Source organism: Streptomyces sp. NPDC053427 (assembly GCF_044544985.1).
Taxonomy (GTDB): domain Bacteria; phylum Actinomycetota; class Actinomycetes; order Streptomycetales; family Streptomycetaceae; genus Streptomyces.
The window spans coordinates 1-23,700 of the sequence record NZ_JBITYA010000001.1 but is presented as its reverse complement, the minus strand read 5'-3'; the positions used below and the strand labels follow the sequence as shown (position 1 = coordinate 23,700).

Below are 23,700 nucleotides of genomic sequence, written 5' to 3'. Positions count from 1 at the left end.
CCGCCTCCGCCTCGGTCGCCGCGGTCGGCGGCAACCGCCCGCGACCCGCCGGCGGGCGGTACGGGGCGGCCGGCGGGCGATGCGGGCACGGAGCATCAGCGGAGCTCGGCGGTCGTGAGCAGCCTGAGCTGGGCCTCCACCCAGGCGGTGACCATCGCGTCGGTCTCGTCCCCCGCGACGGCCTTGGACAGGTCGATGACCAGAGCCGCGGCGGTGTGCAGCCCCACGGCGGACAGCGCCCCCGCCGCATCGCCGAGGCGGCGGCGGACGCCGGGCGGCATCTGGCGCAGGCCGTGGTGGGCGGCGTCGGCGCAGGCGGCGAGCGCGGCGCCAAGGGCTTCGTCAACGGGCTCGGACGGGCCGTCGTCCTCCTCCGGGGCGGCGCCGAGATCCGTGGCGCCGTCGCCGGGCGCGAGGTCGGGCAGGACGGGGCCGTCATCGGTCAGTACGGCGAGGGGGCGCAGGATGAGGCGGCCTCCGGAGCGGTGTACCAGGCCGCTGAGGTAACGGGGTGTGCCGAACTCCCCCTCCAGGGCGGCGGCCAGGCAGTCCAGCGCCCCCGGGGCGGCGCCGTCGTAGGTGGCCGATACCAGCGCCGTCGTCCCCTCCGCGTCCGCGATGACGGCGTCGAGGCGCTGGTCCCCGGGGTCGTAGCCGATCGCCCGCACCTCGTCGACCGGCACGGCCCTCACCAGTTCGGCCTCGACTCTGGGGCGGATCACCTTCGGTGGCAGCTCGGCCAGTTGGCGCTCCAGGGAGGCGAGATCGGGGGCCGTCACGGAGGCGGGCAGGCTGCCCCACTCCTGGCTGCTGCCCAGCGGGGTGACGCTGGTCCTGGCGACCCGGCCGGGCGCCAGGCGGACGACCCGGCTCGCGCTGCGGGACGCCGACTCGGTCACCACCTGACCGGCGGCCAGGGCGCGCAGCGGCACGCCGCTGATTCTGCGGGTGGCGAGCCGCGCGCCGGTCGGCGGCCGCTCCTCGCCCTCGGGGACGGGCCAGTGCTTGCGCAGCACCAGGACCGTGCCACTGTCAGGATGCGCGAAGAACAGCTCGGCGGTGCGGTCGGTGTCGCTGCCGCCGATCCGGCAGCCCAGGCCGGTCAGGCGCACCCGGCGCAGCGGCGTCTCGGCGGGCTCGTCGCTGCCCAGGATCCGGGAGCGGGGGCTGGCGCCGCCGTTGACGGCCGCGCGGTGCCGGGCGTGGATCTCGGTGAGGAACTCCGCGAGGCGTTCGGGGTGGTGCCGGGCGGTGCGGTCGCGGTAGGCGTTCAGCTGCTCGACGAGATCGGTCAGCGCGGCGGCCGGCCAGCGCAGGCCCTGCCGGTCCAGGGCGCGGGCGGCGCGGCGGAGCGAGGCCGTCGCCACGGCGCCCGTGTGCGAGGCGCCGTCGAGCAGCAGCTCATCGACCAGGGCGACCGCGGGTACCAGTCCCTGGCCGGTGCCCGTGGCGGCGGTGGCGGCGGCAATGGAGTTCTCGGGGGTGCCTCCTACGTCGAGCTGGATGTCGTCGGCGTCCAGGCCTCGTTCGTCCGCCGCCCGGAACGCCCACACCGCGAGGACGACCATCTCGTGCCGGGCGGTGTCGGCGGCATCGGTGTGGGCGTAGCGCACCTCGCCGGGGACCAGGAAGCGGACCGTGCAGGAGCGCAGTTCCGCGCGCGCCACGGGATCGGCGGGCGTGGGGCGGATCAGCCGCGCCGGGAACCCGGAGGTGAGGGTGCGGCGGGCGGCGGCGACGGCCGGCGCGCCGTACAGGGCGGTCAGGGTGTCGTCGTCGACGCCGCCCGGCGACCACGGGGTGAACGGCGCGGGCTCCTCGTCGGTCCGCGGCCGGCCGAACTGCCGTTGGTAGGCCAGGACCAGGCCGATGCGGTGACGGCAGACGCCGGGCGCCGCGCAGGTGCAGGACGCCGCCTGGAGATCGGTGTCGCGGGGCAGCACGGCGGTCGCACCGTCGTCGAACGTGCCCCGTACCGTGCCGTCCTCGCCGACCTCGATGGCCGGCGCCGTCCCGGCGTCAAGGGCCTTGGCGGCGCGTTTGACCAGGCCGCGGTTGGCGAGCGCGGCGAGCGCGTCCGGGGTGAGGGTGAGGAGGTCGTCGCGGGTCATCCGCCCAGCCTTTCCGCGACGAACTCCGCCAGCCGTCCGGGGGTCATGGCGCCGACATGGGCGCCGAGGTCGGCCAGCCGCTGCGCCAGGTCGTGGTCGTAGTCGGGGTTCGCCTCCTCGTCGAGTGCGGCGAGCCCGAGTACGTGGGTGCCTTGCTGCACCAGCTCACGCACCGTGCGGATCAGCCATTGCGCGTCGCCGCCCTCGTAGAAGTCGGTGACCACCGCCAGGATCGTCCGGCGTGGGTTGTCGATGAGCGAGGCACCGTACGCCACCGCCTTGGCGATGTCCGTACCGCCGCCCAACTGCGTGGTCATCAGCAGCTCCACCGGGTCCGTGACGTCGTGGGTGAGGTCCACCACGTCGGTGTCGAAGGCGACCAGGTGGGTGCGCAGTCCCGGCAGACCCCACAGACAGGCGGCGGTCACCGCCGAGTGGATCACCGAGGACGTCATCGACGCGGACTGGTCCACCAGGAGGATCAGCTGCCACTGCTCGACATGGCGCCGGGTCCGGGCGAAGAACCGGGGGTTCTCGATGGCCACGCGGCGTGCCGCGGGGTCGTAGTGGGCGAGGTTGGCGCGGATGGTGGCGTGGAAGTCGAAGTTGCGTGCCTGACGGAAGCGGCTGGGGCGGCGGGCTCTGGTGCCGGAGAAGGACCGGCGGATCTCGGGCCTGAGCCGCTCCATCAGGTCACGGACCACCGCTTCGACGATGCGTCGGGCGAGCGCCAGGACCTGAGGGTTCATCAGGTGTTTGGTGCGCAGCACGGCGCGCAGCAGCACGGCGTTGGGCTCGATCCGGGCGAGGACGGCCGGGTCGGTGACCACTTCCTGGATCCCGTACGTCTCGACGGCGTCCCGCTCCAGCCGTTCGATCGTCTCCTTGGGGAACAGGCGGTGGATGCCGTCGAGCCACTCCACGGTGGTGAGCGTGGAGGGCTCGGAACCGCCGGCCCGTCTCGTGGCGCCGCCGCTGCGGTCGGATTCCTCTGCGCCGTCGGATCCCGCCGCGTCGTCGGCGCGCACCCCGCCGATGCGTATCTGCCGTCGTGCCCGGTCCGGGTCGCGGCCGTAGAGCCATTCCAGCGCGGCGTCGCGGTCGGCGTCCTCGCCCTGCGGCGGACCCGTCCGGCGTTCGGCCGGGGCGCCGAGGATCAGCCGCCAGCGTTCGATCTCCGGGTTCGGCTCGGTCATGATGTCCCCCTTGTTCCGCCTGTGTCGGTCGCCGCGGCCGGGATCGGTCCTTCTCCGGCCGGGACGAGCCCTTCGCCGGCCAGGACGCGGGTCACCCGGTCCTCCAGGGCCATCGCCTCGGCTGCCACCAGCGGGTCCGCCGCCGTCCGGGTCAGCGCCCTGGGCGAGCCGCGCAGCCCCCGGCGCTCCAGCAGACCGCCGGCGATCGCCTCCCGTTCGCGGGGCGGGAAGTACGCGAATGCCTGGCGCAGGGCGGGCAGCGCCACCAGGAACTCGTCCCCGGTCATGGCGGCGACCACCGTGTCGAGCACTCCGAGGACGCTCTCGCCGGCGCTCGCCCCGCCGTCGGCCAGCACCTCGCTCCTGGCCAGGGCGAACAGCCCGGCGAGCCAGTCGCCCAGCACCTCGGGGCCGGCCGTACCGGCGAGGGCCTTGGCCGGGTCGAGGCCCTCGGCTTCGCGGCCGCCGCCCTCGTCTCCGTCTGCGCCGGCGCCGTCCAGGGACCAGCACAGCCCGAAGGCGGCGCCGCGCAGATCGGGCGGGGCCGTGGTGTCCGCGCTGATCCGGCGCGCGGTGGCCAGTGCCGGCGCCCGGTCCAGGCCGAGTTGCGGCCCGGCGTGCACCAGCGCGTCCCGCGTCGCCGCCAGTGCGGACAGCCTGGCCCGGTCGGCGGGCGCGGGGCCGCCGTGCACGCCCTCGGCCAGCCACAGGATCCGGGTGACGGCGGCGCCGATGACGGCGCCCAGCAGCGGGCTCTTGGCCGCTCCCAGGAGACGGTCGTGCCGCCACAGTCCGAGCGCGGCGCCCAGCGCCCCGCCGAGCCCGCCCAGATCCACCGCCTGCGCGATCCCGGCGTCGACGGCTTCGAGCGCGCCCGCGGAGAGCTCGGCGAGGCCGCACAGCGCGGCATCGAACAGCACCCCGGCGAGCCGCCCGGCGTCATTGCCGGCCTCGGCGATCCGCTCCCGCAGCACCGCCGCCGCGGCGTCCCGCAAGGTGGCGCCGTAGGCTCCCGCTTCGATCAGCCGGGGCAGCCGGCGGTCGGAAGGGGACAGCTGCCAGCGCTCGTTGAGCACCAGGTCGGCTCCGGTGGCCGGCCCCGACTGCCGTACGCATCCCGGGATGTGGAGAACGCGCAGCCGGTGCAGGACGCGGCTGCGGCGCAGGCCCCGGTCTTCGGCGAGATCCAGGGTCAGGGCCGACGCGCCCGTGGCGGCGAGGCCGAGGCGTTCGAGCTCCGCGGTCGCGTCGTGGACCAGCGGCGGCGTCGGGGTGTCCGGGTGGAGCCGGCCGACCCGGTCGCCGCTGAACGCCGCCATCAGCTCCGCCACGACGGGGTGGGCGCCCGGGGCCAGCGGGCCGCGCGCGGCCCACGGCAGCCGCTGCCCGAGATCGTCCGAGACCAGCGTCCCGGCCAGGCCGTCCAGCACATCGGTACGGAACGGGGTGCGATGGCCGCGCAGCCGCGCGAGCCCCTCGGTCATGGTGCGCGCCGCGACCAGGTCCGCGGTGGACACCACATGGCCGCGCCGCCGCAGCCGGGTCACGGACTCCTCGACCAGGCCCTCGGCGGCGGACCGCGCCCCGCCCTCCCACAGCCGCTGGTAGTACTCCGGGGACGGCATGCCCGACTGATAGCCGGCGAAGGCGTCCAGCCGCCGGAAGGAGTACGGAACGAGGTAACTGGCCGCCATCGCCTCGTCGGGCGGCCGCGGTACCTCGGGCCAGTCGCCGTCCCCCGTCGTCTCCTGGGCGCACCGGGCGCGCAGCGCGGGCTGGTGGAAGCCGCCGGTCACGACCACGACCGGCCGGCCGCCGGCCTCGGCGACCGCCGCCCTGACCCATCGCGCCATGTACGCCTCGCGCGCCAGGTCCGCCTCGCTCGCGCGCTCCTCCCCGCGGATCAGGTCGAAGTAGGCCGAGAGCCGCACGTCGAGCCCCTTGGCCAGGCCCTCCGCACCGCCTCCTCCTTGACCGTCTCCTCCTTCACCGTCCCCTTGGCCGTCCGCTTCACCGTCGGCTTCGAAGAGGTGATCCCACAGGGTGTCCTCATCGTCGATCGCGAAGGTCTTGCAGAGGTGCGCGACCGCCTCCGCGCCCCAACGGTCCGCGTCCGCATAGCGGTTGCGGCGCCGCGCGAGCGCGGGGTGCCAGGCGGGCAGGTCGATGAACCGCACCTCGGCGCCGCACGCCCGGCCCGCGGTGAGCGCCACCCACTCCGGGGAGTACGCGCAGAACGGCGTCCAGGAATTCTCGTACCGCTCGCCGTCCCGGTAGGAGCTGAACACCGCGATCGGCAGATCATGGCCGAGCAGCAGCTCATCGATCCGGTCGTTGACGTCGGCGGGCCCTTCCACCAGGACGAATGCGGGGCGCAGCGACTCGATGGCCGTGGCCACCAGACGGGCACAGGCCGGGCTGTAATGGCGAACCCCGACGAAGGTGGCGGTCACTTCGGCATCACCGTCCCCCTCACCGGTCCGGGAGGAGGTGACGGGCGCGGTGCAGGGCCTTCCACTGGGCGCCCTTCTTCCGCGGCACCCGCTGCTCCAGATAGCGGCGCAGCCGGGCGAGGTCCTCGGCGTTGTCCTTCGCCGCCGTGCCCGCCAGGCACTCCACGATGTCGGCGGGCGTGCCCGCCTCCCCCCGCAGATACCAGCCCCGCAGGCCCACGGCGTGCGCGACCGAGACCGCCTCGGCGGTACTCATCACCGTGGAGAGCCGGTCCGTGGACCCGCCGCCGCCTTCCGTCTCCGCGCTGCCGGTGCGCAGCTCGCGGAACGCGGTGACCAGCACCTCCAGTACGTCCCGGGGCGCCGGTATCGCCACCCCGGAGCGCCGCAGCAGCGTGTTGGCCTCCTGCTCGACCAGATCGAGTTCGGTGGCGAGGTCGGCGATGGGGAACACCGTCTCGAAGTTGAAGCGGCGTTTGAGGGCCGCGCTCATCTCGTTGACGCCGCGGTCGCGGGTGTTGGCGGTCGCGATGACGTTGAAACCCTCGGTGGCGAACACCATGCCGTCGGCGCCGGTCAGTTCGGGAATCGCGAGCGCCCGCTCGGACAGCAGCGAGAGCATGGAGTCCTGGACCTCGAGCGGGCAGCGGGTGATCTCCTCGAACCGGACGACCTTGCCCTGGGTCATCCCGCGGAGCATCGGCGCCGGTACCAGGGACCGTGGGGACGGGCCCTCGGACACCAACAGGGCGTAGTTCCAGGAGTACTTGATCTGGTCCTCGGTGGTGGCCGCGCCGCCCTGGACGGTGAGCGTGGACTCTCCGCTGACGGCGGCGGCGATCAGCTCCGACAGCAGCGACTTGGCCGTGCCCGGTTCGCCGACCAGCATGAGCCCGCGGCTGGTCGCCAGCGTGACCAGGGCGCGGTCGACCAGGGCGGAGTCGCCGACGAACTTACGGCTGACGCCGCGCTTGTCGTCCCCGACGATGAACCGCCGGGCGGCATCCAGGCTGAGGGCCCAGCCGGGCGGCCGGTGGCGGTCGTCCGTGTCGCGGAGCCGGGCCAGTTCGTCCGCGAAGCGGACTTCGGCGGGCGGCCGCTGCGCGGACGCGGATTCGGTGGATCCGGGCGTGGATCCCGGTGTGGATAGGGGTGGTGATGTCACGGTGTGGTGCCTCGCGGTTCGGAAGGTCGGCGCGGTTCAGGAGTGCGGCACGGTCAGCGGTTCGGGACCGGGCCAGGAGCCGGCCCGTCCCGGTCGGGGGCCGGCCCGGTCGGGAGTCGGGCCCGGTCAGGAGTCCCTCCCGGTCAGGCCTCCGCCCCGGTGAGGTCGATGAGGTCGGTGAGCAGTTCGCTGACGGTCACCGGGTCGAGGTCGCCGAAGGTCCGCGCGGGACGCGGCTTCCGGCGTCGCCCGTCCTCGGAGAGGTCGCGGATCTCGACGCCGGTGAGGGCCTGCTCGGGTCGCTCGTAGGGCGCTCGGACGACGATGCCCGGGTTCAGCCCCACCACCACGGAGAGGCCGCCGGGTATCTCGCGGGAGATCCACGGCTGTACGCCGCCGCCCTGGGGAGCGGCCCGCCGCCACCCGTGCTTCTCCAGGCCGAGGACCCCGCCGGTCGGCACGGTGAGGTGCTGGAAGCGCGTGAGGGCCGTGCCGCCGCGCTCGTCGTCGGCCAGCGCATGGACGGGCCGGTCGAGCTGGGCGAACGGCTGGAGGATCTCGTAATCGGCGAACATTTCCGCCCAGTTGTGCCCGGCCGCCAGATGGACGGGATGGAGGATGCCGATCCTTGCCGCGTCCGGAAGGGTGAACGCCTCGTCCTCGATGTCGGCGAGGGTACGGTCCTCCGCCAGGCGGAAGTCGCGGCGGGTGTCGCCGTACTCGGCGGTCCACACCACCCGCCGGGCGAGGTGCCACAGCAGGGGATGGTCCGCGAAGGTCGCGCGGAACTCGGCCAGGGACCATCGGTGCTGGGACACCATCGCCCGCTCCATGCGCCGGATCTGGTCCGCGGCGACCACCCGCACGTCCTTCTTCAGCCCGGCGAACCGCCGGTGTGCGAGCGGTCCGAGGACCTGGTCGTCGCGCACACCGGGCCTGGGCAGATTCTTGCGCCGCTTGCCGTCCTCATCGGTGACATACGGCCGAAGCTGCTCATCGAAGCCCGCGGTGAACCGGCGCCGGCCGTAATCGAGGACCAGGCTGCCGTTCCGCTCCAGGCCGAAGCCGGGCACCAGCCGCTCGATGAGCTGCTCCACGGTCAGCCCCCGCTCACCGGCGAGCCGGTCGAGGTGGTTCCGGGCCGTCTTCCTGACGCTCTCATGCTTGGTCCGCTGCGCGATCCCGCTCAGATGCATCAGCGCGACGTCATTGCCGAGGGCGGCCAGCACATCGACCCCGGCCATCGCCTTGCGGTAGTGGCCCCGCCCCGGCCAGGTGCGGATGAGGCGGGTCAGCTCGCGGGCCGTCTCCTCGCCACCCAGCCGCTCCAGCGCGGCCAGTGCCCAGGGCGGCGCCTCGGCGCTCTGCCGGAACAGCGCCCATACGAACTCGTCCAGCGACGCCGGTTCGCACAGCTCCTTGACGACGTCGATGCCGGCGTCCGCCGCACCCGCGGGGCCCGCCTCACCGGGCCGGGCCACGGCGAGCATCCGCACCAGGTGCCGGACGGCCGGCACCGGCAGGGCCTGGCGGATCCCGCGCACCAGCACCTGCGGCAGCAGATGGACATCGATCTCGTCGCCCGGGGCCGGTTCCGCGCCGGCCGCGTCCGTGCGCCCCCAGAGCGGATCCACCAGGACGCCGGGCAGCGCCTCCGGCGCCGCCTCCGCCACCTGCTCTCTGGCCCGCATGGCCGTCCCGATCGCCTTCCGGGCCGTGTCGGGCAGGGTCGGCAGCACGTCCTCGACCAGGGCGCGGTTGGCCCTCAGGTGCTCCCGCAGCAGCCGCCAGGCCATCCGAGCCCTACGGGAGGAACCGGTGGCCGAGTCGGCCAACAGCCGCAGCGCCCGCACCGGGAACCGCTTCATCGCCTCCAGTACGGCGGCATGGACGCCCGGCCGCCCGAGCCGGGCGGCGAGCGCGCCGAACGCCTCGTCGCCGGGCATGGCGGCCAGCACCTCGTAGATGTCGTTGAGGAGCCAGGGAAGGGGCACACGATCCTCGTCGAGCAGCGTGACCAGCGTCGTTACCAGCGCGGGGGCGCCGACCCCCTCGGCAACCGTGTGTACCACCCGCGGAATCTCCAGCCAGGCCTCGCCCTGTCGCTCCCGCAGCAGCGTGAACTGTTCCGCCGAGCTCAGCGCACACACCAGCAGGGGTGACCAGCGCGCATACTTGGCCGTCAACGGGGTGGCGACCAGCTCGTCCGACCAGTCCGTCCGGTCCGGCACCAGGTAGGAGACGACCACCCGCTGGTACTGGGTCAGCCGGCGGTCCGCCAGCGCGGCGACGGTCTCCTGATATTCCGTCTCGTCGGCGGCGGCCAGCATTTCCCGGGTCCGGCGCGCGGCCCCTTCGACGTCCTCGAAGCCGGAGGCGGAGTTGTCGTCGGCCAGAACCGTCACCCAGCCGTCGAACGTCGGCTTCTTCGTCCTGTGCAGGACGAGTACCCGGCTGAGCTCCGCGGTCGCCACGGCGGCGAAAAGAAGCCCGTGCTGCTCGGCCCAGGCATCCGTGAAGCCCTCGCACTTCTCTTCGTCCCACCCCGAGATCGACCAGATGATCGCCGCGACCACGGCGGCACCCAGCGGATCCGGCTCCCCGTTCAGATGGGCACGCGCCGCGTCCGCCATCTCCTTGTCGCTGCGCGAGTGGTCCAGGACCCCGTCCAGGTCGGTCCGGACCTTCTTCAGCCTGCGCCGGATGGCTCCCGCCGCACGGGAGTCGATCTCGATCGGCGGCCCGGCGATACCCCCGCGCCGCGGATGGACCCGCTCCCGCCACGCCTCAGGAACGACGAACCCGTCCTCCCCCGCGGCCCCGTCCCCCACGTCGCTCCCCCGCTCCGAACGGCCCATTCGTGTCTCCCCGTTGAACATCAACATCGTTGGCGCCAAGACTAGTTGGAGGGTCTGACAGTGACCGTTCGCGCCCCTGCGCACTCGCGCACCGGCCACCTCAGCTTCGGCCACGGCCCCCACCTGGGCCTGCGCCTGCGCCTGGGCCTAGGACTGCGCCTGGCTCTCCCGTCCGAGGACGTCAGCCTCCTGACAACGCGTATGCAAATAGCAGCGAGCACACCGTCCGGCATGCCGCGACATCAATTGGCGAACCGGCCGGAACCTTAAATGGAGTTCACCATTCCGTCACCGTGATCGTTCACTGCAATCCCGTCACGGCGGCTTGCATCCACACCGTCCCCGTATCTTCCGAAACCATTTCGCTCGGAGATACTTGTTACCTGGACTACCAACTGAGGCGGTTATAGCATCGGTTATCGCGTCCGTGCGAACCTGGTTCACCGACCGGTGCGCCGAACGCATCTGGCATTCCCGACAGTTGACGCAGGCTTCCGCTGTTACGTGGCCGCCTGGCAATGGAGGACAGCGGCGATGCAAACAGAACCCCTGACATTCCCGATGGCCAACTCCGGCCTGTTCGAACCCCCCGGCGAGATTCTCGCGCTCCGCGGGAAACGGCCGATCGCCCGGGTCGCGTATCCCGACGGTTCCCACGGCTGGGTGGTGATCAGCCACGCGACCGTCCGTACCGTGCTCACCGATCCGCGGTTCAGCGCCCGCAAGGAACTGCGCAGCAATCCGTTCACCAGCGTCCGCGACACCACGCCGGCCATGCCCGGCATGTTCGTGCACATGGACCCGCCGGACCACACCCATTACCGGCGGCTGCTCACCGCCCAGTTCACGGTGCGCCGGATGCGCCAGCTGACCACGCGCATCACGCGGATCACCGACGAGCACCTGGACCGGATGGAGGCAGAAGGCCCCAAGACGGACCTGGTCAGGTCATACTCGGCGCCGATCCCGACGACGGTCATCTGCGAACTGCTGGGGGTGCCGATCGATTACCGCGAGTGGTTCCAGGAGCTGACCGCGAAGATGATCCGCCAGGACGCCACGCCGCAGGAGAAGCGTCAGGCGATGGTCAGCATCACCGAATACCTCGGCGGTCTGGTGCAGCGCATGCGGGTCGAGCCGACCAACGACGTGCTCAGCGACCTCGTCACCTCGGGTGCCGAACTGAGCGACGAAGAGCTGACCAACATGGGATTCATGCTCCTCGGCGCCGGACTCGACACCACGGCGAACATTCTCGGCCTCGGCACCTTCGCCCTGCTCCAGCACCCCGAGCAGATCCCGTTGATGACCGATCCCGAGACCGTGGACAACGCCGTCGAGGAACTCCTGCGTTATCTCCCGATCATCCCGGGGACCATGCGCGTCGCCCTGGAGGACGTCGAAATCGAAGGCGTCCGCATCAGCGCCGGCGAATCCGTCATGCTCTCGCTGCCCGGCGGAAACAGAGACCCGGAGCGATTCCCCGACCCCGACACACTCGATCTGGCCCGACCGGCCAACGGGCATCTCGCCTTTTCGCACGGCGTCCACCAATGCCTCGGCCAGCAGCTCGCACGAGTGGAAATGCGTGTTGCTTTTCCCGCGCTTTTCCGACGCTTTCCCAATCTGGCGCTCGCGGTGCCTCCGGAGGAGGTTCCTTTGCGTAGCGATATGGTCATCTACGGAGTGCACGAGCTCCCCGTGACCTGGACGGCACGCCGAGGCTGAACGGAGGGGCCGGCAGGCCGCCTCCGCAGGGCCGAACCTGCGGAGGCGGCCTGTCGGCCCGTCCTGTCGGCGGACGCCGCCGCCCGCGCCGTGACACGGAGCGGCGGCGGTCCGCCCCCTCACACCAGTTGCTCCAGCGTGCCGACGAGCTCCGCCGGGCTGGGCTGGGACATGATCTCCTCGCGCAGGCCGCGGGCGGCCTCGCGGACGGACTCGTCGTACAGGACCGCCGAGGCGGCGTCGCGGATGTCACCGCTCTTCAGGTCGTCCAGGTCCACGACCCGTCCGGCACCGGCGCGCTGCAACTTGGTCGCGTTGAAGGGCTGGTCCGTCGTCTGCGGGATGGTCACCTGGGGGATGCCGTGCGCGACGGCCGTCAGCATGGTGCCGCCGCCGGCCTGGCTCACCACGGCCTGGCACGTCGGCAGCAGCCAGTCCAACGGAAGCCCCTCGACGACCCGGATGCGCTCGCCGAGGGGGCCCAGCCGTTCGCGGTCCTCGTTGCTCAGCGTGGCGACGACCTCGACGTCCAGTTCGGCGAGCTCCTTCAGGATCGTCGGCACCACGAACTCCTCGCGGCTGGTGAGGAATCCGGTCGTGGTCCCCCAGGTCACGCAGACGCGGGGTCGCTCCGGCGGCTCGCTCAGCCAGGCGGGGACCACGCCGGAGCCGTTGTAGGGGACGTACCGGACGGGGAGCCGGTTGGGGACGTCGTCGATCTGGAGCCGGACGGGCGTCGGGTCGATGGTGACCCGGGCGTGGTCGGGGCTCACGGCCGCCCCGTACCGCTCGAAGAGCTCGACGAGCGAGGCGGGCCAGGAGTCGACCATCGTGCCGGCGGTCGGCGCCCCGTGTCCGGCCAGCTGCCGTACGGAGTACGGGCCCCACAAGTGCCGTACCAGTGGGACCCGGAGGACCTCGGCGACGAGCGCGGACACATACGGCAGGGGGTCGGTCACGACGAGGTCGGGGCGCCATGCCCGGGCGAACGGCACCAGGTCCTCCGCCATCGCCTCGGCCATCTTGGCGTACGGCCCGTACGTCACCGTTTCGCGCATGCGCTGCTGTTCGGGCGTGAGCCCCAGCAGTTCCTTGGTGTCACGGTTCGTGCGCCGCCCGTCGCCCGCGGCCTGGGTCATCCGCTTGCGGATCGAGGCGAGGTCGATGCTCGGGTCGTTGAACAGTTCCCGCAGGCTGTCCATGTAGTCGTAGCCGGCCCCCACGGACACGGCGGGCAGGCCGGACTGCTTGACCTGCTCCACGATGGCCGGCTGACCCGCCACACGGACGTCGTGGCCCGCGGCCCGGAACGCCCACGCGAGCGTCACCAAATGGTAGAAGTGCGGCTTCATCGCCGCCGCAACGAACAGAACTCGCATCGACGCCTCTCCTGTCGGACGATCGCGGTTCGGGCGGGAAAAGAGGTTCGGTGCCGCATACAACCGCCCACGTCTAAAGCCCGGCTAGGACCCGCCGTCACGGCCTCGTCCCGCTTTAGAAGGAGCAAAGGGCACCGCAAGCAACGCCACAGATGCTGGCCGTTCACGAAACCGGGGCCCGGCCCTCCTGCGGCGGCCGCCGGTTTTCTCGGGTTGCGGTACGCACGAGGGGATAGTGGGCGACGATGCGAGGCGAGTTCGGCACCCCTGGCAATCAGCGTTCTGGGCTTCAGGGCTCCACCGACCGGGACCGGGCGGCCGACGGCGTTCCCGAGGACGGGTTCGCCGTCGTCGGAATGGCCTGCCGGCTGCCCCAGGCCGCCGGCCCGGAGGGCTTCTGGGAGCTGCTGTGCCAGGGCCGCAGCGCCATCACCGAGACGCCGCGGGACCGTTGGGTGAGCGGCCCGTCGGCCGCTCCGGGGACCCTGCACGGCGGGTTCGTCGACGGCGTCGACCTGTTCGACCCCGGGTTCTTCGGCATCTCGCCGCGCGAGGCCGCCGTCATGGACCCCCAGCAGCGGCTCATGCTGGAGCTCAGCTGGGAGGCCCTGGAGGACGCCGCCATCGTCCCGGAGAGCCTGCGCTCCACCGCGACCGGTGTCTTCATCGGATCGATCTGGGACGACTACGCCAACCTCCTGTTCCGTCGCGGCAGCCGGTCCTTCACCCCGCACACGCTGACGGGCACCCACCGCAGCATCATCGCCAACCGCATCTCCTACACGTACGGCCTCCAGGGGCCGAGCATGACCGTCGATGCGGCCCAGGCGTCCTCGCTCGTGGCCGTGCACATGGCGGTCGAGAGCCTGCGCGGCGGCGAGTCGGACGTCGCCCTGGCCGGCGGGGTGAACCTGACCCTCGTCCCCGAGAGCAGCGAGGGCGCCGCGCGGTTCGGCGGCCTCTCCCCCGACGGCCGCTGCTTCACCTTCGACGCGCGGGCCAACGGCTACGTCCGCGGCGAGGGCGGCGGGCTGGTCGTGCTCAAGCGCCTGGACCGCGCGCTGGCCGACGGGGACCCGATCCACTGCGTGATCCGCGGCAGCGCGGTCAACAACGACGGCACGACCGACGGACTGACCGTGCCCAGCGCCGCGAGCCAGTCCCGGGTGATCCGCACCGCGCACGACCGCGCCGGGGTCCGGCCGGCCGACGTCCAGTACGTGGAGCTGCACGGCACCGGCACGCGGGTCGGCGACCCCGTCGAGGCCGCGGCGCTCGGTGACGTGTTCGGCGCCGCGCGTGCCGACGGGCCGCCGCTGCTCGTGGGGTCCGCGAAGACCAACGTGGGGCACCTGGAAGGCGCCGCGGGCATCGTCGGTCTGCTGAAGGCCGCGCTCAGCATCAGGCACCGGCGGATCCCGGCCAGCCTCAACTTCGAGCGGCCCAACCCGGACATCGACCTGGACGCGCTGCGACTGGAGGTCCAGCGGGAGCTGACCCCGTGGCCGCGGGAGGAAGCGCCCCTGCTGGCCGGGGTGTCGTCGTTCGGCATGGGCGGCACGAACTGCCACGTGGTGCTGGCCGAGGCCCCCGCCCGCGCCGAGGCTCCCGCCCGCGCCGAGGCCCCCGCCCGTTCCGGGTCCGGCCGGTCCGCCGGAGCTTCCGCCCCCCGCACGGCAGTGCCCTGGGTCGTCTCCGGGCGCGACGAGCCGGCGCTGCGCGAGCAGGCGCGGCGGCTGCGCGAGCACCTCGACGCCCACCCCGGCGCGGACTTCGCGGACATCGGCTACTCGCTGGCCGCCACGCGTACCCACTTCCGGCACCGGGCCGTCGTGTTCGGCGAGGAGGCGGCGGACTTCCGGGCTGCACTGGACGAGCTGGCCTCCGGGAACGACGGGAGCGCGGCGGCGGTGCGCGGAACGGCGCGCGAACGCGGCGGCACCGCCTTCCTGTTCACGGGCCAGGGCAGCCAGTACGCCGGCATGGGGCACCGTCTGCACCGGCGGGAGCCCGTCTTCCGCGCGGCGCTCGACGAGGTGTGCGCGCATCTGGACCCGCTGTTGCCGCGGCCGCTGCGCGAGGTCCTGTTCGCGCCGGAGGGCGGTGCCGACGCCGCGCTGCTGGACCAGACCCTCTACACACAGAGCGGTCTGTTCGCCGTGGAGACCGCGCTGACGCGGCTGCTGGAGCACTGGGGCGTCACCCCCGACCACCTCACCGGTCACTCCATCGGTGAGCTGACCGCGGCCCACGTGGCCGGGATCCTGGAACTCCCGGACGCCTGCGCGCTGGTGGCGGCGCGCGGCCGCCTCATGCAGTCCTTGCCCGCGGGCGGCGCGATGACCGCGGTCGAGGCGACGGAGGAGGAGGTGCTGGAGACACTGGCCGGGCACGCGGGCCGGGCCGGCATCGCCGCGATCAACGGCCCGGCCGCGGTGGTGATCTCGGGCGAGGAGAGCACCGTCGAGGAGATCGCCGGTCTCTGGGCGGCGCGGGGCCGCAGGACGCGGCGGCTGAAGGTCAGCCACGCCTTCCACTCGCCCCTCATGGAGCCGATGGTGGCGGAGTTCGGCGAGATCGCCGCCGGGCTGCGGTTCCACGCGCCGCGCGTCCCCGTCGTCTCCAACCTCACCGGCCGGCTCGCGACGGAGGGTGAGCTGACGACACCCGAGTACTGGGCCGAGCACATCAGACGGCCCGTGCGCTTCGCCGACGGCGTCATCGCCCTGGACGGTCTGGGCGTCGGCGCGTACCTGGAGGTGGGGCCGAGCGGCGTGCTGTCCGCCATGGCGGAGGCGTCCCTGTCCGAGGCCGCCGGGGACACCGCGGACCTTCCCCTGCTGGTGCCGGTGCTGCGCGGCGACCGGCCCGAGGAGCGGTCGGTGCGGGAGGCGCTGGCCCAGGCCCACGCCCACGGCGTACGGGTGGACTGGGGCACGCTCCTGGCGGACGACGGCGGCGAGCGGCTGCCCCTGCCCACCTACGCCTTCCAGCGCACCCGCCACTGGCCCGAGCCGCTCCCGGACGCCGTGGACGGCGCGGGGCCGCAGGAGGAGCCCGGGCTGCCGGAGGCGGTGCCGGGTGACGCCCTTCCGGAGACCGGAGGCGAGGACGGTGCCGACACCGGCTGGACGGCACGGCTGTCGGGGCTGTCCGAGACGGAACAGGGCCGGCTGCTGCTCGAACTGGTGCGCACCCAGGTGGCGATCGTCCTCGGCCACGTCACGGCCGAGGCGGTGGGGACGGACCACGCGTTCAAGGAGCTGGGCTTCGATTCGCTGCTGGGCGTCGAGCTGTGCAGGCGGCTGACGGCGGTGACGGGGCGGCGGGTGCCCGCGAGCGCCCTGTACGGCCATCCCACACCGGCCGCGCTCGCGGGCCACCTGCGGACCAGGCTGGCGGGCGCGGTCACGGCCGGGACCGCCGATGCCGCGAGGGCCGACAACGGGCCGGGGCGCCCGGCGCCGCAGGACGAGCCGATCGCCATCGTCGGCATGAGCTGCCGGTTCCCCGGTGGTGTCGAGTCGCCCGAGGACCTGTGGCGGCTGGTCGCCGACGGCACCGACGCGATCTCCGGCTTCCCCGCCGACCGGGGCTGGGACCTGCGCGGTCTCTACGATCCGGACCCGGAACGGCCCGGCACCTCGTACGCCCGGGCGGGCGGGTTCCTGCGGGACGCCGCCGGGTTCGACCCGGCGTTCTTCGGCATCAGCCCGCGCGAGGCCCTGGCCATGGACCCCCAGCAGAGGCTGCTGCTGGAGATCGCGTGGGAGGCCGCCGAGCGGTCGGGGATCGCCGCGACGTCCCTGCGCGCCACCCGTACCGGGGTGTTCGTCGGCGCGACGGCGCAGGAGTACGGGCCGCGGCTGTACGAGTCCCGGGGCCGGCTCGACGGCTACCTGCTCACCGGGCAGACGGTCAGCGTCGCGTCCGGCCGGCTGGCCTACGCGTTCGGCCTGGAGGGCCCGGCGGTCACCGTCGACACGGCGTGCTCCTCCTCGCTGGTCGCGCTCCACCTGGCCTGCCAGGCCCTGCGGATGGGCGAGTGCACCCTGGCGCTCGCGGGCGGTGCCACGGTGATGGCAGGTCCCGGCATGTTCGTGGAGTTCAGCCGGCAGCGGGGCCTGGCGCCGGACGGCCGGTGCAAGGCGTTCGCGGCGGGCGCGGACGGTACGGCCTGGGCCGAGGGCGTCGGCATGGTCGCCCTGGAGCGGCTGTCGGACGCCCGGCGCAACGGCCACCGTGTGCTGGCGGTGATCCGGGCCTCGGCGATCAACCAGGACGGGGCCAGCAACGGCCTGACCGCGCCCAACGGCGCCGCCCAGGAACGGTTGATCCGCCAGGCCCTCGCGGCCGCCAGGATGGCGCCGGGCGACGTCGACGCGGTGGAGGCGCACGGCACGGGGACGACGCTGGGCGACCCGATCGAGGCGCAGGCGCTGCTCGCCACCTACGGCCAGGACCGGCCCGCCGAACACCCCCTGTGGCTGGGCTCGTTGAAGTCCAACATCGGCCACGCCCAGGCGGCGGCCGGGGTCGGCGGGGTCATCAAGATGGTGATGGCCATGCGGCACGGCGTCCTGCCGCGGACCCTGCACGTGGACGAGCCGTCCCCGCACGTGGACTGGTCGGCCGGCCGGGTGGCCCTGCTCACCGAGCCGGTCCCGTGGCCGGAGACCGGACGAGCCCGCCGGACGGCGGTGTCCTCCTTCGGCATCAGTGGCACCAACGCCCATGTGATCCTCGAGCAGGGCCCGGAGGAGTCCCCCGTCCTGGCGGCCGACGCAGGCGCGGACGCGGCCCCGGCCGCGGCGGCCGCCGCCGGGGCGTACGTGCCCTGGGTGCTGTCGGCGCGGTCCGCGGAGGCCCTGCGCGACCAGGCGGCCAGGCTCGCCGCGTTCGCCGGGCGGCCGGACCCGCGGCACGGCGACGCGCGGGACGGCACCGCGGACGGCCCCGACCTGGCGGACATCGGGTTCGCCCTGGTCACCACCCGCGCGGCGCTGGACCACCGCGCCGTCGTGACCGGCCGGGACCGGGCGGAGCTGACGGCCGCCCTCCAGGCCCTGGCGAACGGCGAGGAAGCCCCCGGCGTGGTGCGGGGCGTGGCGGGCGACGACACGGGAAAGACCGTGTTCGTCTTCCCCGGCCAGGGTTCCCAGTGGCAGGGCATGGCCCTGGAACTGCTCGACACCTCGCCCGTCTTCCGCGCACGCGTCCAGGAGTGCGCGGACGCCCTGGCCCCGCACGTCGACTGGTCGCTCATGGACGTGCTGCGCGGAGCGGAGGGCGCGCCGTCGCTGGAGCGCGTGGACGTCGTCCAGCCCGCGCTGTTCGCCGTCATGGTCGCGCTGGCCGCGCAGTGGGAGTCCGTGGGCGTCGTCCCGGACGCGGTGATCGGGCACTCGCAGGGGGAGATCGCGGCCGCGTGCGTGGCGGGGGCCCTGTCGGTCGCGGACGCCGCCAGGATCATCGCGCTCCGCAGCCGGTCCCTGGTGGCGCTGTCCGGCGGTGGCGGCATGGTCTCCGTGCCGCTGCCCGTCGCCGAGGTGCGGGACCGGCTGGTCCGCTGGGGCGACGCGATCGAGGTCGCGGCGGTGAACGGACCGTCCACGACGGTGATCTCGGGCGGTACGCAGGCCCTGGACGAGTTCCTCGACGCGTGCGAGCGGCAGGGCGTGCAGGCCCGCCGCATCCCGGTCGACTACGCTTCCCACTCCGCGCAGTTGGACGCGGTGCGCGACCATCTGCTGACCGTGCTCGACGGCGTCACCCCGCTGCCCGCCGGAACGGCCTTCTACTCGACCGTCACCGGTGACCTCCTCGACACCACCGCGCTGGACGCCGAGTACTGGTTCCGTAACGGACGCCGGACCGTGCGCTTCGAGGAGACCGTCCGCGCCCTGATCCGCGCCGGTCACCGGAGCTTCGTGGAGGTCAGTCCGCACCCGGTGCTGACCCTGGGCATCGCGGACGTGCTGGAGGAGGAGCGGGACCACGGCCCCGGCGCCGTCCTGGAGTCCCTGCGGCGCGGCATGGGCGGCCCGGAGCGGTTCCTCGCCTCGGCCGGGCACGCCCACGTCCGGGGCCTGCCGGTGGACTGGAAGCCGGTGTTCCCGCCCGGGGCCCGGGTCGTGGACCTGCCGACGTACCCGTTCCGGCACGACCGGTACTGGCTCGCGCCCTCGGCCTCCGCCGCGGACGTGACGACCGCCGGGCTGGAGGCGAGCGGCCATCCATTGATCGGGGCGTCCGTCCCGGTGGCGGGCAGCGACGAGTCCGTGCTCACCGGCCGGCTGTCGCTGGAGACCCACCCGTGGATCGCGGACCACGTCGTGCTGGGCGCGGCGCTGCTGCCCGGCGCCGCCTTCGCCGAACTCGCCATGGAGGCCGCCGCGCAGTGCGGTTGCCACCGGGTGGAGGAGCTCGTCCTGGAGGCGCCGCTCGCCCTGGCCGAGGACCGGGCGGTGCGCCTCCAGGTGGTCGTCGGCGCCCTCGACGGCTCCGGACTGCGGCAGCTGACCGTCCACTCGCGGCCGGAGGACGGGGGCCCGGACCGGCCGTGGACCCGGCACGCGACGGGCACCCTCTCCCATCCGGCTGGGTCCGGCCCGGCGGCCGACGCCCTTCCGGCGGCCCCGGACGCCTGGCCGCCGCGGGGCGCGACGCCGGTCGACACCACCGGCCTCTACGCACGCCTCGCCGGCCAGGGATACCAGTACGGGCCGGTATTCCAGGGGGTGCGCGCCGCCTGGCGGCACGGCGACGAGGTGTACGCCGAGATCGTCCTCCCGCAGGACGCCGACACCGAGGGGTTCGGCATCCATCCGGCCCTCCTCGACGCCGCGTTGCACGCGCTCGCCACGATCGGCCTGCTCGGCGGCGAGGCGGACGGCGGCATCCGGCTGCCGTTCTCGTGGGCGGGACTGGAGTCCCACGCCACCGGGGCCACCGCGCTGCGCGTACGGATCTCCCCCGCGGGTCCGGACGCCGTGACGCTGTCCCTGTCCGACACGGACGGACGGCCGGTCGTCTCCCTCGCCTCGCTGACCACCCGGCCGGTCGCGCCGGACCGGCTGGCGGCCGCCGCCCTGTCCGAGGGCGACGGCGCCCTGCACGCCCTCACCTGGTCGCCGCTGCCGGTCACGGGAGTGCCCGACGGTTACCGCTGGGCGGTCGTCGGCCCGGACGCGGACACCGGTCTCCTCGCGCCGGAGGAGGGTGTCGCGGCGGACGGCCCGGCCCCTGACGTGGTCATCGCCGCCTTCACCGGGGCGACGGATACCCCCGACCACGCGGCGGCCGCCCGTACGACGGCCCACACCGCGCTGGCCCTCGTCCGGTCGTGGCTGGCCGACGACCGCTTTGCCGGGTCCTGCCTCGTCGTACAGACACGAGGAGCGATCGCCGCGCACCCCGGCGACGAGGTGCCGGCACCCGAACAGGCCGTGGTGTGGGGCCTGTTGCGCTCGGCGCAGACCGAGCACCCGGGCCGGTTCCTCCTGCTCGACTGCGACGACGCCTCCGCGGCGGTCGCCTCGCCGCCGCCGGCGGCCCTGGCCGGAGCCGTGGCCACCGCGCTGGAGTCCGGTGAACCGCAGCTCGTCCTGCGCGGCGGAACCGCTTACGTCCCGCGGCTGAACCGGGCCGCGCTGCCCGGGGACGAGCGTCCCGGCCGCCCGCTGGACCCCGACGGCACGGTCCTCATCACGGGCGGCACCGGCACCCTCGGCGCCCTGACGGCCCGTCACCTGGTCACCCGGCACGGTGTGCGCCACCTGCTCCTCGCCGGCCGGAGGGGTGCCGACGCCCCGGGCGCCGCCGAGCTGGTCGCGGAACTCACGGCGGCGGGGGCCGAGGTCACCGTCGCCTCCTGCGACGTCGGCGACCCGGACGAGCTGACCCGGCTCGTCGAGGGCGTACCGCCCGACCGGCCCCTCACCGCGGTCGTGCACACGGCGGGGGTGCTGGACGACACGGTCGTCACCTCGCTCACGACGGAGCAACTGGATGCCGTACTGCGGCCGAAGGCCGACGCCGCGTGGCATCTGCACCGGCTGACCGCCGACCTCGATCTGGCCGCCTTCGTGCTGTTCTCGTCGATCGTCGGCATCGCGGGCGGCGGCGGTCAGGCGAACTACGCCGCGGCCAACACCTACCTCGACGCCCTGGCCGCCCACCGGCACGCCCGGGGCCTGCCCGCGGTCTCCCTCGCCTGGGGCCTGTGGGCCGAGTCCAGCGGTATGACGGGCCACCTCGCGGACGCGGACGTGGCGCGCACCGGCCGCCTGGGCGTACTGCCGCTGGCCACGGAGCGCGGGCTGGAACTGTTCGACGCCGCGCTGTCCGCCGGCCTCCCGCCGGTGCTGGTGGCGGCCGCCATGGACGGTGCCGCCCTGCGCGCCCAGGCCGGTGCGGGGCTGCTCCCGGCCGTCATGCGCGACCTCGTCCGCACCCCGGTGCGGCGCAGGAGCGCGACCGACGGCCGCGGCGCGGCCGGTCCGGCCTCGGGCGGCGCGGGGGCGGACGCCCTGCGGGGCCGGCTCGCCGGGCTGTCCCGTGCCGAGCGGGAGCAGGCGCTGCTGGACCTCGTACGAGCGCAGGTCGCGGCGGTGCTGGGCCATGCCGCCGACGAGGCGACCGACCCCGGCCGGCCGTTCAAGGCACTCGGTTTCGACTCCCTGACGGCGGTCGAACTCCGCAACCACCTGACCGCGGCCACGGGCCTCCGGCTGCCGGCGACACTGATCTTCGACCATCCCACGGTCATCGCGCTCGCCCGTCATCTCCACGACGAGCTGGCCGGCGACCTCTCCGGCGGCACCGCGGCCCAGGCGCCCGTCACCCTCGCCGGCAGCGACGAGCCGATCGCGATCGTGTCGATGGCCTGCCGGTTCCCCGGGGAGGCCGACTCGCCGGAGGCGTTCTGGGAGCGGCTGGCCCAGGGGCGCGACCTGATCTCCGGGTTCCCCGAGGGCCGGGGCTGGAACGTGGCGGACCTGTACGACCCCGCCCCGGACCGGTCGGGCAAGAGCTACACGCGCCACGGCGGATTCCTGCACGACGCGGCCGAGTTCGACGCGGAGTTCTTCGGCATCTCGCCGCGCGAGGCCTTGGCCATGGACCCGCAGCAGCGGTTGCTGCTGGAGACCGGCTGGGAGACGTTCGAGCGGGCCGGGATCGACCCGGGGACGCTGCGGGGCAGTGCCACGGGCGTCTTCACCGGCGTCATGTACAGCGACTACGCCCCGTCCTCGGGGACGCAGCGCACCCCCGAGGGCTTCGAGGGCTACCTCATCACCAGCGCGGCGGGCAGTGTGGCGTCGGGCCGGATCGCGTACACGCTGGGCCTGGAGGGCCCGGCGGTCACGATCGACACGGCGTGCTCGTCCTCGCTGGTCGCCATGCATCTGGCGGCGCAGGCGCTGCGCAATGGCGAATGCACGATGGCGCTGGCCGGCGGCGTGACCGTCATGGCGACCCCGACGGTGTTCGTGGAGTTCTCGCGGCAGCGTGGTCTGGCACCGGACGGACGGAGCAAGTCCTTCGCGGCCGGGGCGGATGGCACGGGCTTCTCCGAAGGCGTCGGGCTGGTGCTGCTGGAGCGACTGTCGGACGCCGAGCGCAACGGGCACCAGGTGCTCGCTGTCATCCGGGGTTCGGCGGTCAACCAGGACGGAGCCAGCAACGGTCTGACCGCGCCCAACGGCCCGTCGCAGCAGCGAGTGATCCGGGCGGCGCTGGCCAGTGCGCAGTTGGACGCCACTGATGTCGACGCGGTGGAGGCGCACGGTACGGGGACGACGCTGGGTGACCCGATCGAGGCGCAGGCGCTGCTGGCTACCTATGGCCAGGACCGGCCGGTGGAGCGGCCGTTGTGGCTGGGGTCGGTGAAGTCCAACATCGGGCACACGCAGGCGGCGGCCGGTGTCGCGGGTGTCATCAAGATGGTCATGGCCATGCGGCACGGGCTGCTTCCGCAGACGTTGCACGTCGACGAGCCGACACCACACGTGGACTGGGAGGCGGGCGCGGTCAGCCTGCTCACCGAATCGACGCCGTGGCCCGAGGTTGAGCGGCCGCGCCGGGCCGGTGTGTCATCGTTCGGCATTTCCGGGACGAACGCTCACCTCATTCTTGAGGCGCCTGCCGAGGCTGAGCCGGTGGCCGAGGAGACCGTGGAGCCGGACCCCAATCCGGTGTTCGCCTGGCCGGTCTCAGGGAAGACGGACGAGGCGCTGGCAGCCCAGGCGATGCGGCTGCTGACCCACGTCGCCGAGCGGCCGGAGCTCGACCCTGCCGACGTCGGGCACTCCCTGGCCACCACCCGTGCGCACCACGACCACCGCGCCGTGGCCATCGGTACCGATCGGGACGAACTCACCGCGGCGTTGGAGGCTTTGGCCCGGGGCGAGGAGCACCCGGGTCTCATCAAGGGCACGGCGGCGTCCGGCGGTGGGAAGACGGTGTTCCTCTTCCCCGGGCAGGGCTCGCAATACCCGGGCATGGCCGCCGATCTCATGACCAGCTCCACCGTCTTCCGCAACCACATCGAAGCGTGCGAGACAGCACTGTCCCGACACACCGACTGGTCACTGACCGAAGTGCTCACCCAGCACCCCGACGCACCCGGGCTGGACCGCGTCGACATCGTCCAACCCGCGCTCTTCGCCGTCCTCACCGGCCTGGCCGAACTGTGGAAGGCCCACGGCATTCACCCCGACGCCGTCCTGGGCCACTCCCAAGGCGAGATCGCCGCCGCCTACACCGCCGGCGCCCTCACCCTCGACGACGCCACCACCATCGTCGC

At 73.6% G+C, this 23,700-nt stretch carries 8 protein-coding genes; 2 read left to right on the top strand and 6 right to left on the bottom strand.

What is annotated here, in order from left to right; genetic code table 11:
* Positions 1-95 precede the first annotated feature (95 nt).
* From ACIGWZ_RS00040 to ACIGWZ_RS00020, 5 genes are all read right to left on the bottom strand, one after another.
* Positions 96-2,111 (bottom strand): hypothetical protein, encoded by a 2,016-nt coding sequence (locus ACIGWZ_RS00040; protein ID WP_400059101.1) that lies wholly within the window; start codon positions 2,109-2,111, stop codon positions 96-98.
* Entirely contained in the window at positions 2,108-3,307 is a 1,200-nt protein-coding gene (locus tag ACIGWZ_RS00035) for a VWA domain-containing protein (RefSeq protein ID WP_400059099.1), read from the bottom strand. The genes ACIGWZ_RS00040 and ACIGWZ_RS00035 overlap by 4 nt, the downstream gene beginning before the upstream one ends.
* Complete coding sequence (locus ACIGWZ_RS00030) at positions 3,304-5,760, bottom strand: DUF5682 family protein (protein WP_400059097.1); 2,457 nt, start codon at positions 5,758-5,760, stop codon at positions 3,304-3,306. The genes ACIGWZ_RS00035 and ACIGWZ_RS00030 overlap by 4 nt, the downstream gene beginning before the upstream one ends.
* Before the next feature lie 19 nt (positions 5,761-5,779).
* Positions 5,780-6,925, bottom strand: a complete 1,146-nt coding sequence (locus ACIGWZ_RS00025; RefSeq protein WP_400059095.1) for an AAA family ATPase — start codon at positions 6,923-6,925, stop codon at positions 5,780-5,782.
* A 143-nt stretch (positions 6,926-7,068) separates the two neighbouring features.
* Positions 7,069-9,783: a DUF4132 domain-containing protein gene (locus ACIGWZ_RS00020; RefSeq protein WP_400059093.1), complete on the bottom strand. Its 2,715-nt coding sequence runs from the start codon at positions 9,781-9,783 to the stop codon at positions 7,069-7,071.
* 561 nt (positions 9,784-10,344) lie between these two features.
* Between ACIGWZ_RS00020 and ACIGWZ_RS00015 the strand changes: the two genes are divergently transcribed.
* Positions 10,345-11,511 (top strand): cytochrome P450, encoded by a 1,167-nt coding sequence (locus tag ACIGWZ_RS00015; RefSeq protein WP_400059091.1) that lies wholly within the window; start codon positions 10,345-10,347, stop codon positions 11,509-11,511.
* Between the two features lie 119 nt (positions 11,512-11,630).
* Here ACIGWZ_RS00015 and ACIGWZ_RS00010 read toward each other — a convergent pair whose 3' ends face one another.
* A complete protein-coding gene (locus ACIGWZ_RS00010; protein ID WP_400059089.1) occupies positions 11,631-12,890 on the bottom strand; it encodes a nucleotide disphospho-sugar-binding domain-containing protein in 1,260 nt (419 codons plus the stop codon).
* 245 nt (positions 12,891-13,135) lie between these two features.
* Between ACIGWZ_RS00010 and ACIGWZ_RS00005 the strand changes: the two genes are divergently transcribed.
* Positions 13,136-23,700 (top strand): type I polyketide synthase (locus ACIGWZ_RS00005; protein WP_400059087.1); only part of this gene is annotated, 10,565 nt, incomplete at its 3' end.